Origin of the sequence: Brevibacterium sp. BDJS002 (genome assembly GCF_028201555.1) — a bacterium.
Taxonomy (GTDB): Bacteria; Actinomycetota; Actinomycetes; order Actinomycetales; family Brevibacteriaceae; genus Brevibacterium; species Brevibacterium aurantiacum.
Genome location: NZ_CP116392.1, coordinates 2,315,227 through 2,337,744 on the forward strand (window position 1 = coordinate 2,315,227; position 22,518 = coordinate 2,337,744).

Below are 22,518 nucleotides of genomic sequence, written 5' to 3' on the forward strand. Positions count from 1 at the left end.
CCACCACCTCGCTGCTGAGCACCACTGCGGTCGCGATCTCAGCGTTGGTGATCTCACCCCTCGCGTTTATCACCCGGCACGGTAGAGTTTGAGTGCACGCCTCTAAGACGAACGAAGGATCGCTCGAAGACATGAACTCCCTGTCCTGGACAGAACTCGACAACCGCGCAGTCGACACCGCCCGCCTCCTCGCCGCAGATGCAGTGCAGAAGGCCGGACACGGTCACCCCGGAACCGCGATGAGTCTCGCTCCCGTTGCTCACTATCTCTACCAGCACGGTCTCAAGCATGATCCCGCCGATCCGACCTGGGCAGGCCGTGATCGCTTCGTTCTCTCCTGTGGGCACAGCTCACTGACCCAGTACGTCCAGCTCTACCTCTCGGGCTTCGGTCTTGAGCTCGACGATCTGAAGGCGCTGCGCACCTGGGGTTCTCTGACTCCAGGCCACCCCGAGGTGGGACACACCGCCGGTGTCGAGATCACCACGGGACCACTGGGCTCCGGGCTTGCCTCCGCAGTGGGAATGGCCATGGCCTCCCGTCGCGAACGCGGTCTCTTCGACCCTGAGGCTGCTCCGGGCACCTCCCCCTTCGACCACTCCGTTGTGGTTCTCGCCTCCGATGGTGACCTCGAAGAAGGAGTCTCCGGTGAGGCTTCCTCCTTGGCCGGAACCCAGGAACTGTCGAACCTGATCGTCATCTGGGACGACAACCGGATCTCGATCGAAGATGACACCGCGATCGCCTTCAGCGAGGACACGGCCGCTCGCTATGCGGCCTACGGCTGGCACGTCCAGCACGTCGACTTCCGCGCCGGTGACGAATACAACGAAGACCTGAACGCCTTCCATGCAGCGATGGAGGCTGCGAAGGCAGATTCCCGTCCGTCCTTCATCCGTCTCTCGACGATCATCGCCTGGCCCGCTCCGAACGCCCAGAACACCGGCGGCTCGCACGGTTCCGCACTCGGCGACGACGAGATCAAGGCAACCAAGGAGATCCTCGGCTTCGACCCCGAGCAGAAATTCGAGGTTCCCGCCGAGGTGCTCAACCACACCCGTTCAGCACTGGACCGCGGTCGCAGCGCCCACATCGAGTGGGACGAGTCCTACACTGCGTGGCGCGAGGCTAACCCCGCCAATGCCGAGCTCTTCGATCGTCTGGCCAAGCGCGAACTGCCAGCAGATCTTGACGACCAGTTCCCAGTGTTCGAAACCAGCGACAAGGGCATCGCGACCCGCGCCGCCTCCGGACAGGTTCTCAATGCCATCGCCGCAACCATGCCCGAGCTGTGGGGCGGCTCGGCCGACCTGGCAGGCTCGAACAACACGCTGATCAAGGGCGACCCGAGCTTCCTGCCCGAGCATCGTTCGACCGGCGCATTCTCCGGCAATGAGTACGGGCGCAACATCCACTTCGGTGTCCGCGAATTCTCTGCCGGACTCATCGGCAACGGCATCGCCCTCCACGGCGGAACTCGCCCCTACAGCGGCACCTTCCTCGTCTTCAGCGACTACCAGCGTCCAGCCATCCGTCTGGCCGCCCTGCAGCAGCTGCCCAACGTCTTCGTGTGGACTCACGATTCGATCGGCCTCGGCGAAGACGGACCCACCCACCAGCCGATCGAGCACCTCTCCGCACTGCGTGCGATTCCCGGTCTCGACCTGGTCCGCCCTGCCGATGCGAACGAGACCTCGGTCGTCTGGCGCAAGGTTCTCGACCGCACCGACGGCCCCAGCGGGCTCGTGCTCACCCGTCAGGCCGTTCCGGTCCTCGACCGTGAGAAGTACGCTCCCGCCTCCGAGGCTGCTCGTGGCGGCTATGTCCTCCTCGACACTGCCGACGAGCCCGAGGTCGCCATCCTCGCCAGCGGTTCCGAGGTCGCCATCGCGATCGCCGCTGCCGAGGAGCTGCAGGCCGCAGGCACCGCTGCACGCGTCATCTCGATGCCGTGCCAGGAGTGGTTCGACGCGCAGCCCGCGGACTACCGTGCAGCGGTCCTCCCCCGTGGCCTGAAGGCGCGTGTGAGCATCGAAGCCGCATCGGCGATGAGCTGGCACAAGTACCTCGGCGATGCCGGTCGTGCCGTGTCGATCGAGCACTTCGGTGCCTCTGCCGACTACGCGACCCTGTATGAGAAGTTCGGAATCACCCCGGCCGCGGTCGTTACTGCCGCCAAGGAATCGATCGCAGCGGCGAAGGCGGACGCATGAGCACCAATCTGACGAAGCTGAGCGAGCACGGTGTCTCCATCTGGCTCGATGATCTGTCACGGACTCGCCTCGAGTCCGGTGATCTGGCACGACTCATCGAGGACTCGAACGTCACCGGAGTGACGACGAATCCGACGATCTTCGCCAATGCCATCGCCGGATCCGACAGCTATGACTCCACGCTTGCCGAACTCGGCGCCGACAAGGTCACCGCCGATGAGGCGATCGAATCACTGACCACCTCGGATGTCGCAGCGGCCGCCCGACTCTTCCGCCCCGTCTATGACGCCACCAACGGCGACGACGGGCGGGTGTCGATCGAGGTCGCTCCCCCATTGGCACACGATGCCGAGGGTACAGTCGCGGCGGCGAAGGCCCTGTGGGAACGAGTCGGCGAACCCAATGCGATGATCAAGATCCCGGCGACCGAAGCCGGACTGCGTGCGATCTCTGAGACGATCGCCGCGGGCATCAGCGTCAACGTCACCCTGGTGTTCTCGCTCACTCGCTACCGCCACGTCGTCGAAGCGTTCCTCCAGGGGCTGGAGAAGGCTCGAGCGGCGGGACATGACCTCAGCCAGATCAAGTCGGTGGCCTCGATCTTTGTCTCTCGCGTGGACGCGGAAATCGACGCACGCTTGGATGGCCTCGATGATCCGGCCGGAGCTGAGCTCAAGGGCCGTGCAGGCATCGCGAACTGCGTCCTGGCCCATGAGATCCATTCGCAGCTGTTCACCTCCGAGCGGTTCCGGGTCCTCGAGCTTGCCGGTGCCACACCGCAGCGGCTGCTGTGGGCTTCGACCGGAGTCAAGAACCCCGACTACCCGGACACCATGTATGTCTCGGGGCTGGTGTCTGCGAACACCGTGAACACGATGCCAGAACCCACGATGCAGGCATTTGCCGATCACGGCGAGGTCACTGCCGAGATCTCGCCGGAGAACTACCGGGCCGCCGATGAGGTCTTCGACCGTTTGGCGCGGCTTGGAATCGACTATGCGGAGGTGATGACCGTGCTTGAGACTCAGGGACTTGAGAAGTTCGACGTCAGCTGGGCGGAGCTGCAGGAGACGATTCGCACAGCATTGGACCGGGCATGAGACTGCAGCACAGCGTCCCGGTCACCGAGGACTACGAAGCCGAAGCAGCTCGCCTCCTCGAATCACGTGTGCCCTCCCGCCTGGGTGCCAAAGATTCCACGTTGTTCACCGACGCCGTGGATACTGTGCAGCGCATGGGCTGGGTGGATCTGCCGCAGAGGGCTGCGCAGCTCGTCGACGAGATCGAATCTCTGCGCTCCCGGCTGGAGGCACAGGGACTGCGTTCCATCAGCCTGACCGGGATGGGCGGTTCGTCCCTGGCCCCTGAGGTTATGGCCGAGGCCGCCGGAGTCAGACTCGAAGTGGTCGACTCCACCGACCCTAACCAGGTCGCCGAGGCGATCGGGACCGATCTGTCCCACACCGTGCTCATCGTCGCGTCCAAGTCTGGAACGACGATCGAGACGGATGCGATCCGCCGAGCCTTCTCCGCGGCCTTCGAATCGGTGGGCATCGATCCCGCATCGCGCCTGATCGCGATCACCGATCCGGGTACAGAACTCGACGAATTGGCCACAGAGCAGGGCTTCCTGGCCACCTTCCACGCGGATCCGACGGTGGGAGGCCGCTACAGCGCATTGTCGGCCTTCGGTCTCGTCCCAGCAGGTCTCGCAGGCGTCGACATCCGCGCGATCGCAGACTCGGCGGCAGCGGCCGTCGACGGGTTCGCAGCCGATGCACCTGACAATCCCGCCCTGCAGTTCGGGACCTGGTTGGGCATCGGGCATGCCCGGGCGACAGAGAAGCTCGTGCTCGCGGAGACCACACCCGCATTGTCGGGATTGAGCAAATGGGTCGAGCAGCTCGTGGCCGAATCCCTGGGCAAGGACGGTCAGGGAATCCTGCCCGTCGTTGTCGACGGAACCGGCGACGTCGGCTTCTCTGATGCCCGAGCAGACGCCATGCTGTGCACCCTGGGTCCTGCCACCGACGTCACGGCGCCATCAGGCTTCGATTCCGACCTCGACGGTGACCTTGGCGAGCTGTTCGTGTTCTGGGAGTTCGCGACTGCCATTGCCGGATACAGCATTGGCGTCGACCCCTTCGACCAGCCGGATGTGGAGTCGGCGAAGGCACATGCCAGGCAGGCTCTCTCACAGGGCTCGTCGAGCGCACCCGCGCAGCCGGCGTTCCGCGAGGAGCAGATCGAAGTCTTCGGCGAGTTCGACGAAGCCACCGACCTCGTCGGTGCCATCGGCGAACTCTTTGCACAGGTCGATGAATACGGTTATGTCGGTGTGCAGGCGTTCCTCGACCGCATCGCCGATGCCCATGCCGAGGACCTTCGCGCACTGGTCTCCCAGCATGCGGGTGTGCAGACCACATTCGGGTTCGGGCCTCGGTACCTGCATTCGACGGGTCAGTACCACAAAGGCGGCCACCCCAACGGTGTGTATCTGCAGATCACTGCGGATCCCCGGACGGATCTGCTGGTTCCCGGACGCCACTATGGCTTCACCGAACTGCAGCGGGCGCAGGCTCTCGGCGATGCCGCGGCATTGCAGGAGAAGGGCCGTCCCGTCCTCCGCGTTCATCTGCTCGACCGCGCACAGGGCCTCGAGCAGCTGGGTCGCGCGATCGCAGCTGTCGAGCCGAAACATCATTTCGGTGTCGACTGACTGACGACGGTCTCACCGACCGCCTAGTCAGCTGAAATCATCTGCTGACGACGAAGGACCCTGACCACATGGTCAGGGTCCTTCGTCGTATTACGTGGTTCGTGCTTCCAGTCAGACGCACTCAGGCATTGAAGCGGGTGATGAGACCCAGCAGAATGATGCATGCGCCCCAGATGATCGCCATCAGGGTCGTGAACCGGTTGAGGTTGCGCTCGGCGACACCCGAGGATCCCAGCGATGAGGACATGCCTCCACCGAACATGTCTGACATGCCTCCGCCCTTGCCTTTGTGCATGAGGATGAGGAGTGTCAGGAAGATGCTCGTGATGACGAGCAGCACGATGAGTATGATGTTGAGGATTTCCACGTCGAGAACTACCTATATTTCGTCAGAGGATGTCTTGGTCAGTCTACTTTGCCACTGCGGCCTTGCACAAAGCGGCGAAATCGGGCCCGTTGAGGCTCGCTCCCCCGACAAGTGCGCCGTCGACATCGTCGGATGCGAGGATCTCGGCGACGTTGTCGGTCTTGACCGAACCACCGTAGAGGATCCGCGTGCTCGACGCCAGTGCGGAACCGTACTTCTCTTCCAGGTGGGCTCGGATGGCCGCCGCCATCTCTGCAGCGTCGTCGGCCGTCGCGGTCTCCCCTGTGCCGATTGCCCAGACAGGTTCGTAGGCGATGACGATCCCTTCCAGCGCTGCCGAGTCGAAGCCGCTCAGGGATTCTTCGAGCTGCGTGAGGGTGAAGTCCACATGTGTCTTCTCCTGACGCTGTTCCAATGACTCGCCGATGCACAGGATGGGCGTGATGTCCTGAGCCAGCGCCGCCTTGACCTTGGCCGCGACGACGTCGTTGGTCTCATGATTGTTCGCCCGCCGTTCGCTGTGTCCGATCACGACGTAGGTGCAGCCGAGGCGGGACAGGAACGAAGCGGCGATCTCTCCGGTGTGAGCGCCTGGTTCGTACTGGGAGACGTCCTGTGCCCCGTAGGTCAGCCACAGTTTGTCGCCCTGGATGAGTGTCTGCACGGACCGGATGTCGGTGAACGGAGGAATCACGACGACGTCGCACTGTGTTCCGTCGAGTTTGGCGTCCTCGAGTGCCCAGGCAAGTTTCTGGACGCTCGAGATCGCTTCGAGGTGATCGTGGTTCATCTTCCAGTTGCCGGCCAGAAGTAGGGTGCGGTCGCTCATTGTCGTCTTCTTTCTCACGCGAGTGCTTCGAGTCCGGGCAGCGTCTTGCCTTCGAGGTATTCGAGGCTGGCGCCGCCACCGGTGGAGATATGGCCGAACTCGTCGTCGGCGAAGCCGAGCGTGCGCACGGCCGCTGCCGAGTCGCCGCCGCCGACGACGGTCAGACGTGCACTGTCAGATCCTGCCTGGTTCGTCAGTGCGGATGCGACGGCCTTGGTCCCGGCGGAGAAGGCCGGGAACTCGAATACTCCCATGGGGCCGTTCCAGAACACGGTGGTCGAGTTCGAGATGACGTCGGCGTATGCCTGCGCCGAGTCGGGCCCGATGTCGAGGCCCAGTCCCTGCGCACCGGCAGGCGTGGATTCGAGATCCGCGATCGGACACACCCAGTTCTCGGCCTCGGCTGCGAATGACGCGGCCATGACGATATCCGTGGGCAACACGATGTTCGCACCCCCGGCCTCGGCACGTTCGAGGTAGCCCTTGACGTCGTCGACGCGGTCCTTCTCCACGAGGCTGGACCCGATGTCGTGGCCGAGCGCGGCGAGGAAGGTGAAGACCATTCCCCCTCCGATGAGGAGGTTGTCAGCCCGATCGATGAGATTGTCGATGACGCCGAGCTTGTCGGACACCTTCGACCCGCCGAGGACGACGGTGAAGGGCGACTGCGGGGAGTTCAGCAGACGGTCGCTGACTTCGACCTCGGCCCGGACGAGAGATCCGGCGTAGTGGGGCAGCAGAGCCGCGATGTCGTAGACCGAGGCCTGCTTGCGGTGGACGACTCCGAAGCCGTCGGAGACGAAGTCGTCTGCCAGTTCGGCCAGCTGAGCGGCGAAGGCCTGCCGTTCGCTGTCGTCTTTGGAGGTCTCGCCCGGATTGAAGCGCAGGTTCTCGAGCAGGAGAACCTCACCGTCGGCCAATGCCGCTGCTTTGGTCCTTGCCTCCTCACCGACGGTGTCGGCGGCGAAGGCGACATCGCGGCCGATCGCCTTCGCGAGCTCGGGAGCCAGCGGATGCAGCGAGAACTGCGGGTCGGGTTCCCCCTTGGGTCGACCCAGGTGAGACATGACGATCACCCGCGCCCCCGCCTCGGCGAGGGCCTTGATCGTGCCGGCCGAGGCCAGGATGCGACCACGGTCGGTGATCGTGCCCTCATCCATCGGCACGTTCAGGTCACTGCGAACGAGGACCGTGCGGTGGGAGAAGATCTGCGGGTCGTCGTAAGTCCTCATTTGTTCCTTTCGCCGAGGATGTAGCTGACCATGTCCTTGAGGCGATTGGTGTAGCCCCATTCGTTGTCATACCAGGCCACGACCTTGATCTGGTTCCCAAGCGTCATCGTGAGCTGGGAATCCACGATCGCCGAGGCGGTGGTGCCGACGATGTCGGTCGACACCAGAGGTGCCGTGCTGTATTCGAGGTACGGCGAGGATTCCGCTGCCTTGGCCAAGATCTCGTTGACCTCTTCGGTCGTGGCGTTCTTCTTCGGGGTGAAGGTGAAGTCGATGATCGATCCGGCGGGGACGGGAACGCGGACTGCGAGGCCGTCGAGTTTGCCGGCCAGGTGCGGCATCACCTTGCCGACGGTGCGTGCGGCACCGGTCGTCGTCGGGACGATGTTCACGGCTGCGGCACGAGCACGACGCAGGTCCCGGTGGGGCCCGTCGACGAGCATCTGGTCACCGGTGTAGGCATGGACGGTGTTGAGCAGGCCGGATTCGACCCCAAGAGCGTCGTCGACGGCCTTGACGATGGTGGCCATGCAGTTCGTCGTGCAGGAGGCGTTGGAGACGACGGTGTGCTGGGCCGGGTCGAAGTCGGCTTCGTTGACGCCCATGACGAAGGTTCCGTCGACGTCCTTGCCCGGAGCCGAAAGCACAACGGTCTTCACGGTTCCACCGAGGTGGACCTCGGCTTGGTCGCGGCGGGTGAATCGTCCGGTGGACTCGACGACGAGTTCGACCTCGTGTGCCGACCAGTCGATCTCGGCTGGGTCGGCCTGGCTGAGCACGGAGATGGTGGTCCCATCGACGGTCAGTGTCTCGTCGCTGGCTTCGACGGTGTGGTCGAAGCGCGGCCACACGGAGTCATAGGCCAGCAGGTGGGCCAGTGTCTGTGTGTCGGTGAGGTCATTGATGGCCACGACTTGGAAGTCGGAGCCGGGTTCGAGGGATAGACGGTACAGGGCACGACCGATGCGGCCGAAGCCGTTGATGGCGATTCGTCTCATGACTCGATCTTAACGATCTTCGAGCATTTCCGGGGTGAGACTGGCCTCTGTGCCGGGAATTCCCAGATCTTCGGCATGTTTGTCGGCGGTGGACAGCAGGCGGCGGATACGACCGGCCACGGCATCTTTGGTCATCGGCGGATCGGCCAGTTGACCCAGTTCCTCCAAGGATGCCTGCTTGTGCGTCACGCGCAGCTGGCCGGCATAGCGCAGGTGTTCGGGAACCTCGTCGCCGAGGATCTCCAGGGCACGTTCGACTCTGGCTCCGGCCGCGACTGCGGCGCGGGCTGAGCGTCGCAGGTTCGCGTCGTCGAAGTTGGCCAGTCGGTTCGCTGTGGCGCGGACCTCGCGCCGCATCCGACGTTCTTCCCACACGAGCACGGCGCTGTGGGACCCCATGCGGGTCAGCAGTGCGGCAATGTCGTCGCCATCGCGGATGACGACACGGTCGACTCCGCGCACTTCGCGGGCCTTGGCGCTCAGTCCCAGGCGCCGAGCGGCACCGACGAGAGCAAGTGCTGCCTCTGGGCCGGGGCAGGTGACCTCCAGTGCGGAGGAGCGCCCGGGTTCGGTCAATGATCCGTGGGCGAGGAATGCGCCGCGCCAGGCGGCTTCGGCATCGGCGACGGACCCGTTGACGATCGCTGAGGGCAGGCCGCGGACGGGACGTCCGCGGTTGTCCACGAGACCGGTCTGGCGGGCCAGGGCACCGCCGTCACGGGTGACGCGTAGGAGGTAGCGGTTGGAACGGCGGATTCCGGCGGCGTTGATGACGACGATGTCGGCATATTGGCCGTAGAGGTCCTTGATCTCGCTGCGGAGACGTTTGGCCGCCTGCGCGGTGTCGAGTTCGGCTTCGAGGACGATCGACCCGTTGACGAGGTGGAGTGCAGAGGAGAAACGGAAGATCGCAGACACTTCGGCTTTGCGAGCAGAAGTGCGGGTGATCTTCACCCGTGCCAACTCATCCTTGACCTGAGCGGTCAGTGCCATTGTTCGTCCTCCTGCAACTGAATTGGTTACCACTGCTCGTCCACGCCGATCCCGGCGTCCACCAACATGTCACGGTAACACGCGGCGAGCTTGAGGCTGTCATGCTGTCCTGCCCGGCGAGAGTGCAGTGGACGGGCCCAGAGTTTGGCATTGAACATCTCCCTGGCGCACCGCTCAAGCTCAGGTTCTGCAAGGGTTGCCGCCTCGTCGACGAGCACATAGCTCAGCTCGAGGGAAGGGGCATGCCTGTGCAGTGACATGAGGTGCTCGCTGAGACTGAGATCTCTCGTTTCTCCGTCGCTGGACCCGAGATTCAAGGTGAGGGACTTCACTGCAGAGGATCGTTCGATGGCAGCGGCGAGGGATGGAACCAGGAGATGCGGCATCACCGAGGTGTACCAGGATCCGGGGCCGAGGTTGAGCACATCGGCTTCGGCGACGGCTTCGATCGTTTCGTGTCGTGCCGGTGGGTCGGGTGGATCGAGCCGCACGGTCTCAACGTGGCCGAGGGTGGAGGCGAGCACGGACTGCCCGCGCACGACCTGGAAGGATCCGGGGAACTTCACATCGGCTTCGATCGTCAGCGGGACCGATGACATCGGCAGAACTCGACCGTGGGCGCGCAGAAGCTTGGCCATCCAGTCGAGGCCGGCGACGTGGTCGCCGTGGATCTGCCACAGGGCGGAGATGAGCAGGTTGCCCACGGAATGTCCGCTGAGCTCACCGTCGGAATCGAAGCGGTGCTGGATCACATCGCGCCAGGTCTTGCCCCAGTTCCCGTCATCGCAGAGGGCTGCCAATGCCATGCGCAGGTCTCCAGGGGGCAGACCACCGAGTTCGTCGCGGAGCCGACCGGAGGAGCCTCCGTCATCGGCCACCGTGACGACTGCGGTCAGCGACTCGGTGAGCAGACGGAACGCACGCAGGGCGGCGTAGAGGCCGTGTCCTCCGCCGAAGGAGACGATCTTGGGTCCCTTGTCCTTGACGGAGGGGATGATCTGAGGGAGATCCTCGGTCTCCATCTCACTCTCTCCCCAGATCGCGGTGGCGCACTGTGACCGGAATGCCGGTCTGCGCGGCGAGGCTCTTGGCGACACGTTCGCTGATCGCGACCGAACGGTGCTTGCCGCCGGTGCAGCCGATGCCGATCATCGCGTAGCCACGGCCTTCGTGGAGGTAGCCCTGCGAGACGGTGTCCAAGGTCGCGGTGTAGCGTTCGATGAATTCTTCCGCGCCGTTCTGTCCCAGCACGAAGTCCGCGACATCGGAGTCCAGCCCGTTGTTGCCACGCAGGTGCGGGATCCAATAGGGGTTGGGCAGGAAACGGACATCGGCGACGTGGTCAGCATCCTTCGGCAGCCCGTATTTGAAGCCGAAGCTCATCACGGTCAGGCGCAGCAGCGGGGTGTCGATGGTGCTGAAGCGTTTGCGTACCTGAGCCGAGAGCTGGTGAACGTTGAGTTCCGAGGTGTCGATGATGATGTCGGCACGGTGTTTGAGGGATTCGAGTGCCGAGCGTTCACCTTCGATGCCTTCCAGCAGCGTGCCCTCGCCCTGGAGCGGGTGCGGCCTGCGCGTTGATTCGAAGCGCCGGACGAGGACCTCGTCGGCGGCATCGAGATAGAGGATGCGCAGCGAGAGACCCTGATCGATGAAGTCGCTGATCGTCTCTTCGAGTTCTGTGTACTTCGCTCGGCCCTTCGAATCAGTGACGATGGCGATCTTCGGCACCGCCCCGTCTGCACGGGCGACGAGTTCGACGAGGGTGCGCATCATCTGCGGCGGCAGGTTGTCGACGACGTACCAGTCCATGTCCTCAAGCACGTTGGCCACGGTGGTCCGTCCTGCTCCGGACATTCCGGTCACGAGGACGACCTCGATGGGATGGTCGGCACCGATTGATTCGGCCTGCGTACTCACACGTCCTCCTGGGGCTGCGCGGTTGAAGACAGCTGTCGAGGACTACTCTAGATCAGTTGACTGCTGGAGGGCTCAGCGCCGGCCAAACTGTCACTCGGCCAGGGCCGCGGCAACCTTCTCTGCGAGGGCCTGGCCGATGCCCTTGACCTCGCACAGCTCTTCGATGCTGGCTGCCCGCACCTTCTTCACCGAGCCGAAGTGGCGCAGCAGTGCGGTCCGTTTGGATTCGCCCAATCCGGAGATGTCGTCGAGGACGGAACTCGTCATCGCCTTCGCCCGCTTCGAGCGGTGGTAGCTGATGGCGAAGCGGTGCGCCTCGTCGCGCAGGCGCTGCATGAGGAACAGGCCTTCGGAGTTGCGGGGCAGGATGACGGGGAACGGATCCTCGGGAACCCAGACCTCCTCAAGACGCTTGGCCAGACCTACCACCGAGATGTCGACGATGCCCAGGTCGTGCAGTGCTCGAGTCGCCGCCGCCACCTGTGGACCGGCACCGTCGACGACGAGGAGGCTGGGGCGGTACCCGAAACGTTCGTCGGGTTCATCGGAGCTCATCTGCTCGAGGTAGCGACTGAACCGACGTGAGACGACGTCGTACATCGACGCCGTGTCATCGGTGGCAGCCTCACCGTGGATGGCGAAGTGACGGTAGTCGCGCTTCTTCACCAGCCCGTCTTCGAACACCACGAGGGAGGCGACGACATTGGATCCTTGGGTGTGGGAGATGTCGATGCATTCGATGCGCAGAGGGGCCTCAGGCAGCGACAGGTATTCCTGGATCTCTTTGAGTGCCGTGCTCCGGGTGGTCAGATCGGAGGAGCGTTTGAGCTTGTGCTGGAGCAGGGCCTCCTTCGCGTTCTTCGCGACGGTCTCAAGTACGGCCTTCTTCTCTCCGCGTTCCGGGACTCGGACGGTGACCCGGGAGCCGCGCTGTTCGCTCAGCCAGCTCTCGAGTGATTCGATATCGGCGGGGACGGTGTCGACGAGGATCTCGCGGGGAATCGCGTCCGCGTCGAGACCTGTGTACGCCTGGCGGAGGTAGTCGGTGGTGAGTTCGGCGGGGCTGTGATCGTCGGAGCGTTCGATGATCCATCCGCGCTGACCGCGGATGCGGCCCTGCCGGACGTGGAAGACCTGCACCGAGGCTTCGAGCTCCTCGGTGACGAGCGCGAACACATCGCAGTCGGCGTTGACGGAGAGGACCACAGCCGACTTGTCGAGGACCTTCTGCAGTGCGGTGATCTCGTCTCGCAGGCGTGCCGCCCGTTCGTAGTCGAGTTCCTCTGCGGCCGAGGCCATCTCCTTCTGCCGGTAGCTGATGAATCGCCCGGTGTTGCCGGACATGAAGTCGGAGATGCTGCGCGCCAGGTCCTTATGACCTTCCACGCTGATCTGCCCCACGCAGGGGGCTGCACATTTGTCGATGTAGCCCAGCAGGCAGGGTCGGCCGCTGCGTTCGGCGCGTCTGTACACCCCGGCGGTGCAGGTGCGCATCGGGAAGGCACGCAGCAGCAGGTCGAGTGTGTCCTTGATCGCCCACACCTGGGCGAAGGGACCGAAGTACTTGACTCCCTTGCGGCGCTTTCCGCGGGTGATGAAGGCCCGGGGAACCTCATCGTTCATTGTGATCGCCAAGTACGGGTAGGACTTGTCGTCGCGGAACATGACGTTGAACCGCGGGTTGAATTCGTTGATCCACGTCCACTCGAGCTGCAGCGCCTCGACCTCGGTGTCGACGACAGTCCATTCCACAGAGGCTGCGGTGTGGACCATCGTCGAGGTGCGCGGGTGCAGTTGGGCAGGGTTCGAGAAGTACGAGTTCAACCGGTTGCGGAGGTTCTTCGCCTTCCCGACATAGATCACCCGCCGGTCGGGGTCGCGGAACTTGTAGACCCCCGCCGAGGTTGGAATGCTGCCCGTGGCCGGGCGGTAGGATGCTGGGTCAGCCATCGAGCATCGCTTTGAGGAACCGTCCCGTGTGGCTCTTCTTGTTGCCGGCCACCTCTTCTGGTGTGCCCTGGGCGATGATCTTTCCACCGCCTCGTCCGCCTTCGGGACCCAGGTCGATGACGTGGTCGGCGTTGCCGATGACATCGAGGTTGTGTTCGATGACGATGACGGTGTTGCCCTTGTCGACGAGTCCCTGCAGGACATGCAGCAGCTTCGAGATGTCTTCGAAGTGCAGGCCCGTGGTCGGTTCGTCAAGGACGTAGGCGGTGCGCCCGCGGGAGCGCTTCTGGAGTTCGGCTGCGAGTTTCACACGCTGGGCTTCGCCACCGGAGAGCGTGGTCGCCGGCTGACCCAGACGGACATAGCCCAGGCCGACCTCGACCAGTGTGTTGAGGTGACGGGAGATCGCGGGGATCGCGGCGAAGAATTCAGCGCCCTGCTCGATGGGCATCTCCAGCACCTCGGCGATGGATTTGCCCTTGAAGGTGACTTCAAGAGTTTCCCGGTTGTATCGGGCTCCCCCGCAGACCTCACAGGTGACGTAGACGTCGGGCAGGAAGTTCATCTCGATCTTGATCGTCCCGTCGCCGCTGCAGTTCTCGCAGCGTCCGCCCTTGACGTTGAAGGAGAACCGGCCCGGCTGATAGCCGCGGATCTTCGCCGATTCGGTCTCGGCGAACAGGCGCCGGATGCGGTCGAAGACGCCCGTGTAGGTCGCCGGGTTCGATCGCGGGGTGCGACCGATCGGCGACTGGTCGACGTGGACGACCTTGTCGAGGTTGTCCAGTCCGGTGACCCGCTTGTGCCGACCCGGCACCCGCGAGGCACCGTTGAGGACGTTGGCCATCTGGGTGTAGAGGATCTCGTTGACCAGTGTCGACTTGCCGGAGCCGGAAACGCCGGTGACGGCGGTGAGCACCCCGAGCGGGAACGAGACGGAGACATCGCGAAGATTGTTTTCGACGGCCTTCTCAACTGTGACGACACGGTCCTTGTCCACCGGCCGACGGGTCGTGGGAACCTGGATCGACCTGCGACCGGCGAGGTAGTCGCCGGTGATGGAGCGGTCTGCGTCCTTGAGCCCGGGAACCGGGCCTGAGTAGATGACCTCTCCCCCGTGCTCGCCCGCCCCAGGACCGATGTCGACGATCCAGTCCGCCGAGGCGATGGTGTCCTCATCGTGTTCGACGACGATGAGGGTGTTGCCGAGTTCTTTGAGCTTGTTCAGAGTCTCGATGAGGCGCCTGTTGTCGCGCTGGTGGAGACCGATCGAGGGTTCGTCGAGGACGTAGAGGACCCCGACGAGGCCCGAACCGATCTGCGTGGCCAAGCGGATGCGCTGGGCCTCACCGCCGGACAGGGAGCCGGCAGGGCGGTCGAGGCTGAGGTAATCGAGTCCGACATCGAGGAGGAAGCCGAGTCGGGCGTTGATCTCCTTCATCACCTGAGCTGCGACTGCTGCGTCACGGGAGTCCAGTTCCAGCTGCGAGAGGAACTCCGCGGATTCGTCGAGAGCGAGCTCCGAGACCTCGGCGATCGACTTTCCGCCGACCTTGACCGCCAGGATCTCCGGTTTGAGGCGGGCTCCGTTGCAGCTGGCACAGGGGATCTCACGCATATAGGACTCATAGCGTTCCCGCGACCAGTCGGACTCGGTTTCCTCGTGTTTGCGCTGGATGTACTGGTAGACGCCTTCGAACCCGGTTGAGTAGGTGCGTTCGCGGCCGAAGCGGTTCTTGTATTTGACGTGGACCTTGTAGTCCTTGCCGGTCAGGATCGCTGACTTGTCCGCCTTCGACAGGTCCTTCCACGCGGTCTTCATGTCGAAACCGAGTTCGTCTCCGAGACCCTTGAGGAGTCGGTTGAAGTACTTCGTGACCTGTTTGCCGCCGGCCCACGGGGCGATTGCTCCCTGACCGAGGCTGAGGTCCTCATCGGGGACGACGAGTGTCTCATCGACCTGCAGTCGAGTGCCGATGCCGTCACAGGTCGGGCAGGCGCCGAAGGGTGAGTTGAATGAGAAGGTCCGCGGCTCGATCTCGTCGATGGCCAGGGCGTGCTCATTCGGGCACGACATGTGCTCAGAGAACGTCCGAGTGATGCCTTCGTCGACCATTTCGACATCCATGCGGCCGTCGGCAAGACCGAGTGCCGTCTCGACGGAGTCGGTCAGGCGCGGGCGCAGTCCCGACTTCGCCACCAGACGGTCGACGACGACGGAGATCGTGTGCTTGTACTGCTTTTCCAATGTGGGTGGTTCGCTGAGGCTGATCTGCTCACCATCGACGATGGCGCGGGCGAATCCCTTGGCCTGCAGCTCGGTGAAGAGGTCGACGAACTCGCCCTTCCGGGACCTCACGATCGGCGCCAGGACGAGGAACTTCGTCCTCTCCTCGAGTTCGAGCAGCTGATCAACGATCTGCTGTGGGGTCTGTTTGGTGATGATCTCACCGCACACGGGACAGTGCGGCACACCGATCCGAGCCCACAGGAGGCGCAGGAAGTCATACACCTCGGTGATGGTGCCGACCGTGGATCGCGGGTTGCGGGACGTCGACTTCTGATCGATCGACACCGCCGGTGACAGGCCCTCGATGAAATCGACGTCGGGCTTGTCCATCTGGCCCAGGAACATGCGGGCGTAGGAGGACAGGGACTCGACGTAACGGCGCTGCCCCTCGGCGAAGATCGTGTCGAAGGCCAAGGAGGACTTCCCCGACCCCGAGAGACCTGTGAAGACGACCATGGAGTCGCGGGGCAGGGCGATCTCCACATTCTTGAGGTTGTGGGCGCGCGCGCCCTTGACCCACAGAGTGTCGAGATGTGACACGCCTGCAGACTGCTCACCGCTGTTAGTTTTCATCACCTGTCCACTGTATTACTCGGCACTGACATTGCTTGAATGGGGACGGGCACTGATCTCTCCGACCGCGAGGATTCGGAGCACGATGTCTCCGGCTTCATCACTCGCGGGCACATCCACCTCGGCGTCGATGGCCCAGTCCCTGTTGTCATCGGGATCGGCCAAGGTCTGTCGGACGGTCCACGTCTGTGAACCAGGTTCGATCGAGATATATTCCTTGCCTCTGGCCTTCCCGTCGGTGAGGAGGTCGCCGTATTCCTCGTAGAAGTCTTCGATCGCGTCCTCCCAGGCTGTGGCGTCGAAGCCGTCCTCGGCATCGAGGCGGCCCAGCTCTGCGTAGTCGGCGCGTTCGGCCAGCAGCACCCGGTGGAACAAGGCGTTGCGGACCTCGGCGGTGAAGACCTTCACATTGTCGGAGAACTTGCGGTCGAGGTCGGGCAGCTCCTCGTCGGCGAAATCAGTCGGGGACAGACCCTGCAGGGTCCGCCATTCGTCGAGCAGGGATGAGTCGGTTCTCGCGATCGTCTCCCCCAGCCATTCGATGATGGTTGAGAGCTCCTCATTCCTGTCGTCGGCGGGAACATTGTGCGTCAGTGCGCGGAAGACATCGGTGAGGTAGCGCAGGAGGCTGCCTTCGACCCGAGTGAGACTGTAATAGCTGACGAACTGGGTGAAGCCCATCGCCTGTTCGATCATGTCGCGCACGATCGACTTCGGTTCGAAGTTCCCGGCACGCAGCCACGGGTGGGCCTCGATGAAGTGTTCGAACGCGGGGTCGAGGATCTCTGCCAGCGGCTTCGGTCCTTCGATCTCGTCGAGTATCGCCATGCGTTCCGGGTATTCGAGACCGTCGGCCTTGAGCTCGGCCAAGGTGTCCTTCTTGATCCTGTCGAGTTGGCCCTTGAGGACGGGGAATGGCACCGGTGTGGTGGATTCGACGAGGGAGACCACGTCGAGGGCGTAGGTCTCCGCTTCCGGCTCGAGCATTTCGAGTGTTGCGAGCACGAAGGGTGCCAGCGGCTGGTTGAGCGCGAACTGCGGTCCCAGATCCGTGGTCGGGACCAGTTCGCCGTCCCTGACTTCGATGAGTCCGGCGTCGATGAGTGAGCGCCCGATTCTCAGGGCTGTGAGTTTGAGGTCGAGGTGACGTTCCCGGCTTTCGTGGGTCTTGTCGATGAAGCGGCTGATCGTGGACACGTCCGACCCCGGGCGGGCGACGAGGTTGAGGATCGTCGAATGGTCGATCTTCATGCGTGAGCGCAGGGATTCCGCCTGGGACTCGATGAGCTTGGTGAAGGTCTCCTCGGACCACCCGACGAACCCGGCCGGTGCGGACTTCTTCTTGACCTTCTTCTTTTTCTTGTCTGTGTTGGCCGCTTTGGCTTCTGCCCGCATGTTCTCGATGACATGCTCGGGCGCCTGTGCGATGACGTAGCCGCGGGTGTCGAATCCGGCGCGTCCGGCACGGCCTGCCAGCTGTTGGAATTCGCGGACGCTGAGTTTGCGCATCTTCCGGCCGTCGAACTTCGTCAGCCCTGTCAGCAGTACGGAGCGGATGGGAACGTTGATGCCGACGCCGAGCGTATCGGTGCCGGAGATGACGAGCAGCAGCCCCTTGAGTGCGAGCTGTTCGACCAGCCTGCGGTATTTGGGCAGCATGCCTGCGTGGTGGACGCCGACGCCGTGCAGGAGGAGCTTGCGCAGGCTCTGCCCGAATCCCTTCGCGAAGGTGAAGCCCTTGATGGCTGCCGCGATCGCAGCTTTCTGCTCCTTCGATGCGAGATCGACGGACAGCAGGCCGGTGGCGAGGTCGATGGCCCCGGCCTGTGAGTAGGACACGACGTAGACGGGGGCCTTGTCGTTGCGCACGAGTGAGCGCAGGGTGTCGGAGAGGGTCTCGGTGGAGTATTCGTAATCGAGAGGAACCGGTCGAGTCGCCGAGGTGACGACGGAGCTGTCGCGACCGGTGGTGTCTTCCATGGTGCGACAGATTTCACTCGTATCGCCCAGTGTGGCCGACATGAGCACGAACTGTGCCTGGGGCATCTCGAGGAGAGGAACCTGCCACGCCCACCCGCGTGAGGGGTCGGCGACATAGTGGAATTCGTCCATGACGACCATGCCCGCGTCGACCAGTCCGCCTTCGCGCAGAGCCTGGTTGGCCAGGATCTCTGCCGTCGCGCAGATGACGGGGGCATCCCCGTTGACCGTGGAGTCGCCGGTGATCATACCGACGTTCTCAGCGCCGAAGGCGTCGATGAGGGAGAAGAACTTCTCACTCACCAGAGCCTTGAGCGGGGCCGTGTAGTAGGCACGGATCCCACGGGTGAATGATTGGTAGAGAGCGAACAGAGCCACGAGGGACTTGCCCGAACCTGTGGGGGTGGCCACGATCGTGTTGTCCCCGGCCAGGATATTGAGGATGGCTTCGTCCTGAGCAGGGTACGGTTCGATTCCCAGCTCCTGGCAGTAACTGCCGAAGGCCTCGTACACTGCGTCTTCATCAGCGAATTCCGCTGGGATCTCCTGCAATCGCACCACAACTATGCACAGACCTTTCCGTTTAGACTGATGTCCATCCTATTGATCGAACCTCAGGAGTTTCAGATGCCGGTTTTCGCTGTCAACTATGTCTATGGTCCAGATACTGACACCCGGATGGAATCACGGCCCGCCCATCGTGCGTGGCAGTCCGAACTGTACGAAGCCGGAACCGTTCTGGCTTCAGGACCTCTGGACAATGATCCGGCCCCCGGCGGTCTTCTGCTGATGCAGGCTGCGAGCCGTGAGGACATCGAAGCTCATCTGGCCAAAGACCCCTATGCCTCCGTCGGTGTGATCGACGAGACGATCGTTCGGGAGTGGACACCGGTCTTCGGCCCATTCTCCCAAGCCTGAGGCTGTTCTCGGCAAGCTGGCCGCCAGGCCCTCTTGCCCATGTGCGCGGGTGCTCTCCCGAGGGAGGTCACCCGCGCACAGTCGCATCTGCTGCGAGAAGGAACAGCCGCTCAGTCCTGCGAGTCGTCTGAGTCCTCGGCATTCGTGCTGCGGATGGGGATGCCTTCCTTCTTCATCTTCGCCAGGGAGGCGAGTGTCGCCACAGCCATGGCGACCACGATGAAGCTCAACGACAGCCACGTCGGCACCTCAGGGATGTTGCTGCCCCAGGACAGGAACTCCCAGCCCGACTCGTGCAGAGCATGGATGAAGAGTTTGACGCCGATGAAGGCAAGGATCGCCGCAATTCCGTAGTGGAGGTAGACGAGCTTGTCGACGAGGCCTCCGAGCAGGAAGTAGAGCTGACGCAGCCCCATCAGTGCGAACACGTTGGCCGTGAAGACCAGGAACGTATTCTGTGTGACTCCGAAGATCGCTGGAATCGAGTCCAGCGCGAACATGATGTCTGTGGATCCGATCGCGATGAAGACGATGAACATGGGCGTCCAGTACTTCTTGCCTTCGATCGTCACGCGCAGGCTGTTGCCGTGGTATTCGTCGACGACGTTGATCCGTTTGCGCAGAAGGCGGATGAGCCCGTTCTCTCCATCGCCTTCGTCCTCATCACTGAATGCCTGCCTGTAGGCGACGATGAGGAGGAAGATGCCGAAGATGAAGAAGACCTCGACGAATGCGGTGATGATCGCAGAACCGGCCAGGATGAAGATGCCGCGGAAGACGATGGCGATGATGATGCCCACCATGAGGACTTCCTGCTGATACTTCCGCGGAACCGAGAAGCTGCCCATGATGATGATGAACACGAACAGGTTGTCGATGCTCAACGAGTATTCGAGCAGCCAGCCGGTGAGGAATTCGCTGCCGTGTGTGGCGTCTCCGATGGCGAAGAGCGCACCGGCGAAGATGATGGCGAGGCCGACGTAGAAGGCGACCCAGATGCCGGCTTCCTTCATCGAAGGAGTGTGGGGGCGCTTGATGACGAGAAGGAGATCGAAGACGAGGATGGCGACGACGACGATGCCCGATGTGATCATGAACCACGGGGGAATGGCGGATTCACCCCCAGCTGCGGCTTGACCGCCTGCTGCGAGTGTGGAGGACAGGATATCCATGAATGCCTTTCAAAGGTGTCGGGAGTGTATCCGTGCCGAAAGTCTCTCCCACGCTAAGTCCACTGCAGCAGTGGCGGCGTGCGCTCCGCGCCCGGACCCTCTGTGGGATCGTGATGACGAGCACGGATGGACGGGATACTCCCTTTCGCCAGCCTTACCAGTATAGTCGCGTGGCTGCTCGTGCACTTGCACGCGGGTCGAATCAGGCGTGCCCGGCCTGCTTCATCTGCCGCAGCTCCTGCTTGAGATCCGAGAGTTCGTCTCTCAGCCGTGCGGCGAGCTCGAACTGGAGCTCCGCTGCGGCTGTGTGCATCTGCGAGGTCAGGGACTCGATGAGTTCGGTCAGGTCAGCAGCAGGTGGGCGCAGCGATCCCGACTTTCCTGCGGCCTGGCGCTGTTCATCGGTCAGCGTCGAGTTGTATCCGCGTTTGCCCTTGCCGTAGTCGAATTCGGTGAGGAGCTCACGCGTGTCTGCGTCCTCGCGCTGCAGGCGTTCGGTGATGTCCGCGATCTTCTTGACCAGCGGCATGGGGTCGATGCCGTGTTCCTTATTGTGAGCAACCTGTATTTCACGTCGGCGATCAGTCTCGTCGATGGCCTCTCGCATCGACCGGGTGATCGTGTCGGCGTACATATGCACCTGGCCGTTGATATTTCGAGCCGCGCGACCAATCGTCTGAATCAGCGAAGTCGCCGAACGCAGGAAGCCTTCCTTGTCGGCGTCGAGGATGGCCACCAGGGAGACTTCGGGCAGGTCGAGACCCTCACGCAGAAGGTTGATGCCCACGAGCACGTCGAACTCTCCGGCCCGCAGCTCGGTCAGGAGTTCGACTCGGCGCAGAGTGTCGACGTCGGAGTGAAGGTACTGAACGCGCACATCGTGTTCGAGGAGATAGTCCGTGAGGTCCTCGGCCATCTTCTTCGTCAACGTGGTGACTAGGACTCTCTCCTGGGCATCGACGCGGGTTCTGATCTCGTCGAGCAGATCGTCGATCTGTCCCTTCGTTGGTTTGACGACGATCTCCGGATCGACCAGGCCTGTGGGTCGGATGATCTGCTGGACATAGCCGTTCGCGTTGCCCAGTTCGAAATTGCCCGGGGTCGCGGACAGATACACGGCCTGCCCGATGCGTTCACGGAACTCGTCGAATTTCAGGGGACGGTTGTCCATCGCACTGGGCAGGCGGAAACCGTGTTCGACCAGGGTGCGTTTGCGCGACATGTCGCCCTCGTACATGCCGCCGATCTGGGGCACCGTCACATGGGACTCGTCGACGACGAGGAGGAAGTCTTCGGGGAAGTAGTCGAGCAGACAGTTCGGTGCCGATCCGGCGGGGCGTCCGTCGATGTGGCGGGAGTAGTTCTCAATGCCGGAGGTGAAGCCCATGGACTCCATCATCTCGAGGTCGTAGGTGGTGCGCATCTTCAGGCGCTGTGCCTCGAGGAGCTTGTTCTGTGATTCGAATTCGCTCAGCCGCTTCTGCAGCTCGTCCTCGATCTCACTGACGGCCCGACCCATCCGATTCTCACCGGCGACATAGTGCGAGGCGGGGAAGACGTGGATGGTCTCCTCCTCACGGACGATCTCACCGGTCAGCGGGTGCAGCGTCTGCAGGGATTCGATCTCATCGCCGAAGAACTCGATGCGCAGGGCCAGCTCCTCATACTGCGGGATGATCTCGACCGTATCGCCCCTGACCCGGAAGGTTCCGCGAGTGAACGCCATATCGTTGCGGGCGTACTGCATCGACACGAAGCGTTTGAGCAGTTCGTCACGGTCACACTGCTCGCCTCTCTGCAGCGTCACCATCCGGTCGACATATTCCTCCGGTGTGCCCAGACCATAGATGCAGGACACGGTCGAGACCACGACGACGTCACGCCGAGTCAGCAGGGAGTTCGTTGCGGAGTGGCGCAGCCGCTCGACCTCGTCGTTGACCGAGGAGTCCTTCTCGATGAAGGTGTCGGTCTGAGGAACGTAGGCTTCAGGCTGGTAGTAGTCGTAGTAGGAGACGAAGTACTCAACGGCGTTGTTGGGCAACAGCTGTCGGAACTCGTTGGCCAGCTGCGCGGCCAGGGTCTTGTTCGGCGCCATGATCAGCGTCGGGCGCTGCACCTGTTCGATCAGCCAGGCTGTGGTCGCGGACTTGCCTGTACCGGTGGCACCCAGGAGAACAATGTCCCGCTCCCCCTGATCGAGGCGTTCGGAGATCTCGGTGATCGCCGTGGGCTGATCACCGGATGGGGAGTATTCGGACACGACTTCGAACGGGGCGACTGTGCGCGTGACATCAGGCCGGTGGCCGATGGCTGGAAGGGGACGTTCTGAGCTCATGGTCCAACCCTAGCCCCCGCCCATGACAC

Annotated in this window: 16 protein-coding genes; 4 read left to right on the plus strand and 12 right to left on the minus strand. The window is 63.1% G+C overall.

Annotated features, from left to right (window positions below):
• Positions 1-131 precede the first annotated feature (131 nt).
• The 3 genes from tkt to PGC08_RS10940 are packed head-to-tail and all read left to right on the plus strand — an operon-like array spanning position 132 to position 4,932.
• Positions 132-2,213, plus strand: a complete 2,082-nt coding sequence (gene tkt / locus PGC08_RS10930) for a transketolase (RefSeq protein WP_271708416.1) — start codon at positions 132-134, stop codon at positions 2,211-2,213.
• The gene (gene tal / locus PGC08_RS10935; protein ID WP_009881369.1) at positions 2,210-3,313 is read left to right on the plus strand and encodes a transaldolase; all 1,104 of its coding nucleotides are present in this window, start codon (positions 2,210-2,212) and stop codon (positions 3,311-3,313) included. Before tkt ends, tal begins: the two co-directional genes overlap by 4 nt.
• Complete coding sequence (locus PGC08_RS10940; RefSeq protein ID WP_009881370.1) at positions 3,310-4,932, plus strand: phosphoglucose isomerase (PGI); 1,623 nt, start codon at positions 3,310-3,312, stop codon at positions 4,930-4,932. The genes tal and PGC08_RS10940 overlap by 4 nt, the downstream gene beginning before the upstream one ends.
• Positions 4,933-5,053: 121 nt before the next feature.
• Here the strand turns inward: PGC08_RS10940 and secG are convergent, their stop codons facing one another.
• From secG to PGC08_RS10990, 10 genes are all read right to left on the minus strand, one after another.
• Positions 5,054-5,299 carry a preprotein translocase subunit SecG gene (secG, locus tag PGC08_RS10945; RefSeq protein WP_009881371.1) on the minus strand — a complete coding sequence of 82 codons (246 nt, stop codon included), beginning with the start codon at positions 5,297-5,299 and terminating at the stop codon, positions 5,054-5,056.
• A gap of 43 nt (positions 5,300-5,342) precedes the next feature.
• The gene (gene tpiA / locus PGC08_RS10950) at positions 5,343-6,128 is read right to left on the minus strand and encodes a triose-phosphate isomerase (protein WP_009881372.1); all 786 of its coding nucleotides are present in this window, start codon (positions 6,126-6,128) and stop codon (positions 5,343-5,345) included.
• Between the two features lie 14 nt (positions 6,129-6,142).
• Entirely contained in the window at positions 6,143-7,360 is a 1,218-nt protein-coding gene (locus tag PGC08_RS10955; RefSeq protein WP_271708417.1) for a phosphoglycerate kinase, read from the minus strand.
• Positions 7,357-8,358, minus strand: a complete 1,002-nt coding sequence (gene gap, locus PGC08_RS10960) for a type I glyceraldehyde-3-phosphate dehydrogenase (protein WP_009881374.1) — start codon at positions 8,356-8,358, stop codon at positions 7,357-7,359. Before gap ends, PGC08_RS10955 begins: the two co-directional genes overlap by 4 nt.
• Positions 8,359-8,367: 9 nt before the next feature.
• Entirely contained in the window at positions 8,368-9,351 is a 984-nt protein-coding gene (gene whiA / locus PGC08_RS10965; RefSeq protein ID WP_009881375.1) for a DNA-binding protein WhiA, read from the minus strand.
• 26 nt (positions 9,352-9,377) lie between these two features.
• Positions 9,378-10,373, minus strand: a complete 996-nt coding sequence (locus tag PGC08_RS10970; RefSeq protein WP_009881376.1) for a gluconeogenesis factor YvcK family protein — start codon at positions 10,371-10,373, stop codon at positions 9,378-9,380.
• A 1-nt stretch (position 10,374) separates the two neighbouring features.
• Positions 10,375-11,208, minus strand: coding sequence for an RNase adapter RapZ (gene rapZ, locus PGC08_RS10975; RefSeq protein WP_226823560.1), 834 nt, complete (start codon positions 11,206-11,208; stop codon positions 10,375-10,377).
• Positions 11,209-11,361: 153 nt separating this feature from the next.
• On the minus strand, positions 11,362-13,221 hold the full coding sequence (uvrC, locus tag PGC08_RS10980; RefSeq protein WP_009881378.1) for an excinuclease ABC subunit UvrC: 1,860 nt from the start codon (positions 13,219-13,221) through the stop codon (positions 11,362-11,364).
• Positions 13,214-16,084, minus strand: coding sequence for an excinuclease ABC subunit UvrA (uvrA, locus tag PGC08_RS10985; protein ID WP_069600234.1), 2,871 nt, complete (start codon positions 16,082-16,084; stop codon positions 13,214-13,216). Before uvrA ends, uvrC begins: the two co-directional genes overlap by 8 nt.
• A 15-nt stretch (positions 16,085-16,099) precedes the next feature.
• Complete coding sequence (locus PGC08_RS10990; RefSeq protein ID WP_271708418.1) at positions 16,100-18,625, minus strand: DEAD/DEAH box helicase; 2,526 nt, start codon at positions 18,623-18,625, stop codon at positions 16,100-16,102.
• Positions 18,626-18,691: 66 nt separating this feature from the next.
• Between PGC08_RS10990 and PGC08_RS10995 the strand changes: the two genes are divergently transcribed.
• Positions 18,692-18,982 (plus strand): YciI family protein, encoded by a 291-nt coding sequence (locus PGC08_RS10995; protein WP_096145592.1) that lies wholly within the window; start codon positions 18,692-18,694, stop codon positions 18,980-18,982.
• Between the two features lie 110 nt (positions 18,983-19,092).
• Here PGC08_RS10995 and PGC08_RS11000 read toward each other — a convergent pair whose 3' ends face one another.
• On the minus strand, positions 19,093-20,154 hold the full coding sequence (locus tag PGC08_RS11000) for a TerC family protein (RefSeq protein WP_271708419.1): 1,062 nt from the start codon (positions 20,152-20,154) through the stop codon (positions 19,093-19,095).
• Positions 20,155-20,356: 202 nt separating this feature from the next.
• Positions 20,357-22,489 (minus strand): excinuclease ABC subunit UvrB, encoded by a 2,133-nt coding sequence (gene uvrB / locus PGC08_RS11005; protein WP_069600237.1) that lies wholly within the window; start codon positions 22,487-22,489, stop codon positions 20,357-20,359.
• Positions 22,490-22,518: the final 29 nt, after the last annotated feature.

Bases quoted from the DNA above. Each gene is read 5' to 3' on its own strand.
- uvrA (WP_069600234.1), bottom strand. From the start codon at position 16,084: ATGAAAACTAACAGCGGTGAGCAGTCTGCAGGCGTGTCACATCTCGAC.
- rapZ (WP_226823560.1), bottom strand. From the start codon at position 11,208: ATGTCCGGAGCAGGACGGACCACCGTGGCCAACGTGCTTGAGGACATG.
- uvrC (WP_009881378.1), bottom strand. From the start codon at position 13,221: ATGGCTGACCCAGCATCCTACCGCCCGGCCACGGGCAGCATTCCAACC.
- tpiA (WP_009881372.1), bottom strand. From the start codon at position 6,128: ATGAGCGACCGCACCCTACTTCTGGCCGGCAACTGGAAGATGAACCAC.
- PGC08_RS10955 (WP_271708417.1), bottom strand. From the start codon at position 7,360: ATGAGGACTTACGACGACCCGCAGATCTTCTCCCACCGCACGGTCCTC.
- PGC08_RS10940 (WP_009881370.1), top strand. From the start codon at position 3,310: ATGAGACTGCAGCACAGCGTCCCGGTCACCGAGGACTACGAAGCCGAA.
- PGC08_RS10970 (WP_009881376.1), bottom strand. From the start codon at position 10,373: ATGGAGACCGAGGATCTCCCTCAGATCATCCCCTCCGTCAAGGACAAG.
- uvrB (WP_069600237.1), bottom strand. From the start codon at position 22,489: ATGAGCTCAGAACGTCCCCTTCCAGCCATCGGCCACCGGCCTGATGTC.
- tal (WP_009881369.1), top strand. From the start codon at position 2,210: ATGAGCACCAATCTGACGAAGCTGAGCGAGCACGGTGTCTCCATCTGG.
- tkt (WP_271708416.1), top strand. From the start codon at position 132: ATGAACTCCCTGTCCTGGACAGAACTCGACAACCGCGCAGTCGACACC.
- PGC08_RS11000 (WP_271708419.1), bottom strand. From the start codon at position 20,154: ATGGATATCCTGTCCTCCACACTCGCAGCAGGCGGTCAAGCCGCAGCT.
- PGC08_RS10995 (WP_096145592.1), top strand. From the start codon at position 18,692: ATGCCGGTTTTCGCTGTCAACTATGTCTATGGTCCAGATACTGACACC.
- gap (WP_009881374.1), bottom strand. From the start codon at position 8,358: ATGAGACGAATCGCCATCAACGGCTTCGGCCGCATCGGTCGTGCCCTG.
- whiA (WP_009881375.1), bottom strand. From the start codon at position 9,351: ATGGCACTGACCGCTCAGGTCAAGGATGAGTTGGCACGGGTGAAGATC.